Origin of the sequence: Arthrobacter sp. AOP36-A1-22 (assembly GCF_052377615.1) — a bacterium.
Lineage (GTDB): Bacteria > Actinomycetota > Actinomycetes > Actinomycetales > Micrococcaceae > Arthrobacter_H.
Genome location: NZ_JBQSWX010000054.1, coordinates 1 through 3,050, shown reverse-complemented (window position 1 = coordinate 3,050; position 3,050 = coordinate 1). Strand labels below are relative to the sequence as shown.

Here is a 3,050-nt window from a genome sequence, read left to right as displayed (position 1 = left end):
CGACGGCGGTGCCTGCGTGGCACCGCCGTCGCACTGTGTCTCCGGCCACCGGCCTACGAGCGGGTGGCCTGCCGGTTTAACTGGCCGCGCGGTGGCAGACCCACCCTTCGGGCATGGTCCCGGAGGCGATGAATTCCTGCAGCTGGGCGTGGGCCTGCTCCTCCAGGGCGGTATCGGCCTGGGGGTAGATGATCGGCTCCTCCTTGGAGTTGTGCCGGTCCAGCAGCGAGAGCAGTTCCTGGCAGGTGGAGACCAGTTCGGCGGGTGCGGCCCCGCCGTCGTGGGCTGCCTGCACGGTGTCCATCAGCTGCCAGAGTTCTCCGTGCTCTCGTTCCATGACCATGATCGGCATCATCAACCCGGCCTCACGCAGGGGCGGGAAGAGGAAGACCTCCTCCAGATAGATATGTCGACGCAGGGCCGCCAGTGCCCGCAACAGGGCCGCGTCGTCGTAGGTCCCTGTCGTGGCCCCGGCGGTGAAGGCCTCGATGCCGCCGTCGATCTCGCGGTGTTCGCGTTCGAGTGCGTCGGACAGGATGCCGGCGGTGCTCATGATGCCGGGCCCGGGGTGGGTGCAGCGACCTCCGGCAGCGCCTGGCGGGTGCTGATGGCCATCCGGTTCCAGGTGTTAATCGCGCAGATGGCCATGATCAACGTGACGGTGTCCTGGTCCGTGAATTCGTTGCCGACCCGTTCCCACGTCTGATCAGAGACACCGGCCTGACTGATCAGGGTCATCTCCTCGGTCAGTGCGAGTGCCGCCTCCTCGCGGTCCGAATACAGGCCGGAGGCTTCATGCCATCCGGCGAGGACGTCGAGGTGTCGGTCATCCACGCCGGCGGCGCGGGCTTCGCGGTCGTGCATTTCCAGACAGTAGGCGCAGCCGTTGATCTGGGAGGCCCGGATCTTCACCAGGGCCAGCAGATCTTCTCCGAGGTTGCCACCATGGATGTACTTCTCCAACGCGAACATCGGCTGGTAGGCGGCCGCATCGATGCCGTGGATGTCTAGACGTTGAGCTGCGGGCATTTCACGTGGTCCTTTTGACTGGAACGGTGCCGGCGGGAATCCGTCGTCGATTCCACTGTCCCGCCGCTCCCGGGGGTTGTCAATCGGTCGCTGACTGGCCGTGGGGACAGTCCATCCGGGGCGGTTGACCGGCAAAGGTCCGATGATTGACCGTAGGATGGTGGCCATGGCTGTGACTGATGAGGCGATCGACAAGATCAAGGGCATGTTGCTGCGCGAGGAGCTCAAGGCGGGGGACCGGCTTCCCCCGGAGAAGGAGCTGGCCGAACGGCTCGGACTTTCGCGCAATTCACTGCGAGAAGCGGTCAAGGCCCTGGAACTGATTCGGGTGCTGGACGTCCGCCGCGGTGACGGAACCTACGTGACGTCGCTGGATGCGAACCTGCTCAACGGGGCGGTGGCCTTCATCGTGGAGCTGCACCAGGACCGGTCGGTGCTCGAACTCTTCGAAGTCCGGCGCATCCTCGAACCGGCCAGCGGCTTCATGGCCGCCTCGAGGATGTCGGCCGAGGAACTTCAAGCCCTGCGCGCCACGATGGAGGGGATCGACGAGACCACCGGCATCGAGGAACTCGTGGCCCACGACCTGGATTTCCACCGCATCATCGGCCAGGCGGCCGGCAACGAATACCTGGGCAGTCTGGTCGAGGCGCTCTCTGGAAGCACCGTACGGGCGAGGATCTGGCGGGGGCTGACCCAGGACCACGCGGTGGCGCGCACCCTGGCCGAACACCAGGCCATTGCCGATGCCCTGGAGCGCGGCGATGCCGAACTCACCCGGGCCTTGCTGACCGTGCACGTCAGCGGTGTGGAAGCCTGGTTGCGCGAGGCGATGTAGCCGGTTTCCGGTCGGTCCGCAGTTAGTGGTCGTCGCCCAGTTGGTAGACCCGGGCCGCGGTCCCGTGCAGCACGGCCTCCTGCTCGGAGTCGGAGAGCGTGGAGATCAGCTCGAACAGCGGGCCAGCGGTCTCACCGTAGGAACCACCCAGCCGGCTGATGGGCCAATCGCCCCCGAACATGAGCCGCTCCGGTCCGAAGGCCTCCAATGCCTCATCCCACACCTGGCGGAGGGCATCTGCCGTATAGGGCAGTCCCGGGATGAACAGCCCGGAGATCTTCGCGACCGTCCGGGGAAGTTCCGCCAGGGCCCTGAAGTCCCGCTGCCAGCTCGGCATCGCCTGCTCGTCCGAACGCGGCGGCTTGCCCAGATGGTCCAGGACCACCGTCAGGGAGTCGAGATCGCGGGCCAGCTGCACGGTCTGGTCCAGGTGGCCCGGAAAGGCGTCGGGAACGTCGAAGGCCAGCCCGGAAGCAGCGACGGCTTCCAGGGATTCGCGCACTGCAGGAAGTTCGAGGAAATCGGGGCGCGGGTCGTCGTGGACCAGATGGCGGATGCCCTTGAACTTCGTCTCGGCCCCCAGGAGGTCCAGGGCGGCGCGGGCGCCGGTGGGGTCATCGAGCCGGATCCACCCGACGACGCCGAGCACCCAGGGGCTCTCCTGCGCCACGGCGAGCATGGCGGCCGTATCGGCGGCGGTGTCGTCGGCCTGGACCAGCACGGCGTTCTCGACGCCTCCGCCCGCGAGGGCGTCGTGGGCCTCCCGGGCCCCGTGGCTGCGGTGGAGGATGCCGTGCTGGGGGCCCAACCAGGCGTAGGCCTTCGGCGCATCGCCACCGCCGGCCGCGGTGTCGGCGTCGTCGAGCTCCCACAGGTGCAGGTGCGCGTCGATAATGGGCCGGCTCATGAGAGGAGTCCGCGCTCCGTCAGGGCCTCCCAGAGTGCCTCGGGGATGTCCTGCCCCATCCGCTCAGCGTTGGAGACCATTTGGGACGAGGAGCTGGCCCCGACCGTCACGTTCACCACGGCGGGGTGGCGCAGGCTGAATTGCAGGGCAGCCTTCGGTAGTTCGACCCCGAAGTCCTGGCAGATCGAAGCCAACTCCCGGGCCCGTTGCACCATTTCGCGTGGGGCTTGTTCATAGTTGTAGTGGGCATCATCGCTGACCTCGGCCCGCGCTAGT

Annotated in this window: 5 protein-coding genes; 1 reads left to right on the top strand and 4 read right to left on the bottom strand. The window is 67.2% G+C overall.

Annotated features, from left to right (window positions below; translation table 11 throughout):
- Window positions 1-76: 76 nt before the first annotated feature.
- Window positions 77-553 (bottom strand): hemerythrin domain-containing protein, encoded by a 477-nt coding sequence (locus tag ACT3S2_RS15745; protein ID WP_444561925.1) that lies wholly within the window; start codon window positions 551-553, stop codon window positions 77-79.
- Window positions 550-1,029: a carboxymuconolactone decarboxylase family protein gene (locus tag ACT3S2_RS15740; RefSeq protein WP_444561924.1), complete on the bottom strand. Its 480-nt coding sequence runs from the start codon at window positions 1,027-1,029 to the stop codon at window positions 550-552. Before ACT3S2_RS15740 ends, ACT3S2_RS15745 begins: the two co-directional genes overlap by 4 nt.
- 166 nt (window positions 1,030-1,195) lie before the next feature.
- Here ACT3S2_RS15740 and ACT3S2_RS15735 point away from each other — a divergent pair, with 166 nt between their 5' ends.
- Window positions 1,196-1,867 (top strand): FadR/GntR family transcriptional regulator, encoded by a 672-nt coding sequence (locus tag ACT3S2_RS15735; RefSeq protein WP_443383119.1) that lies wholly within the window; start codon window positions 1,196-1,198, stop codon window positions 1,865-1,867.
- A gap of 22 nt (window positions 1,868-1,889) precedes the next feature.
- Here ACT3S2_RS15735 and ACT3S2_RS15730 read toward each other — a convergent pair whose 3' ends face one another.
- On the bottom strand, window positions 1,890-2,774 hold the full coding sequence (locus tag ACT3S2_RS15730) for an amidohydrolase family protein (RefSeq protein WP_444561923.1): 885 nt from the start codon (window positions 2,772-2,774) through the stop codon (window positions 1,890-1,892).
- A partial coding sequence (locus ACT3S2_RS15725) for an aldo/keto reductase (protein ID WP_444561922.1) occupies window positions 2,771-3,050 on the bottom strand: 280 nt, incomplete at its 5' end. The genes ACT3S2_RS15725 and ACT3S2_RS15730, both read right to left, overlap by 4 nt.

Coding starts and splice junctions, on each gene's coding strand:
- ACT3S2_RS15735 (WP_443383119.1), top strand. CDS start 1,196: ATGGCTGTGACTGATGAGGCGATCGACAAGATCAAGGGCATGTTGCTG.
- ACT3S2_RS15740 (WP_444561924.1), bottom strand. CDS start 1,029: ATGCCCGCAGCTCAACGTCTAGACATCCACGGCATCGATGCGGCCGCC.
- ACT3S2_RS15730 (WP_444561923.1), bottom strand. CDS start 2,774: ATGAGCCGGCCCATTATCGACGCGCACCTGCACCTGTGGGAGCTCGAC.
- ACT3S2_RS15745 (WP_444561925.1), bottom strand. CDS start 553: ATGAGCACCGCCGGCATCCTGTCCGACGCACTCGAACGCGAACACCGC.